At 75.8% G+C, this 757-nt stretch carries 1 protein-coding gene; it reads left to right on the forward strand.

The features are described 5' to 3' along the window. Nucleotides 1–51: 51 nt before the first annotated feature. Nucleotides 52–757: hypothetical protein (locus GL263_RS27490; protein ID WP_182858430.1), on the forward strand; the 706-nt coding region annotated here is incomplete at its 3' end.

The raw sequence follows: 757 nt of genomic DNA on the forward strand, positions 1-757 counted from the left end.
CGCCGGAGCCGATCCGCGCCCCGGCCCTACGGAGCATCGGGGGATGCACACATGAACAGCGCTCCGCACCTGCGCCTGGAGGACCGACCGGAGTTCGAGAGGGTTCTCGACGAGGCGCTGCGCCACGCCGCCGCCCGCACGGCCCCCGGAGCCGGCCGACGACCGGAGGACGGCCGGCTGCGCGCCAGAGCCCTGGCGGACGCGGCCACCATCGCCGCGGCGGCGGCCCCCGAGTACGCGGAGTACGTACGCACGAGGGAACAACTGCGCCAGCCCGCCACGGCCGGCGGCGGTCACCAGGCGCCGGCCGGCGCCACCGACACGACCGGCGGCGCGCGTGTGAGGTCCGACGAGAAGACCGGCGCCGGTCTGTTCGCCGTCGCCTCGGTACTCGTTCCCGTGCTCGCCGGCGCCGCCGCGGTCATCTTCCTCACCGTCGGTCACACCCTGCGCCTGGCCTCCCCGGAACCCGAGATCGCCACCTCCATGCGGAACGTCGGCTGGGTGTTCGCCGCGATCGCCGTCGCCACCGCGCTCGTCGGCGCGGTCACCCTGCTCCTCACCGCCCTGCGCAACTCCTCCACCGCGATCCGCCCAGGGGCCGGATCCGGCCACGGCACGCCGGCCGGATCCAACCCCGCCTCCGACGAGGTGGCCGCCGCCAGAGCCGCCTGGCGCCACGCCCTCCTGCACCGCGGCATCCTCCCCTACCTCCAGAACCCCAACCCGGCGGACGACAGCGGCACCCACCCGGACG

Source organism: Streptomyces durbertensis, assembly GCF_014156695.1.
Classification (GTDB): domain Bacteria; phylum Actinomycetota; class Actinomycetes; order Streptomycetales; family Streptomycetaceae; genus Streptomyces; species Streptomyces durbertensis.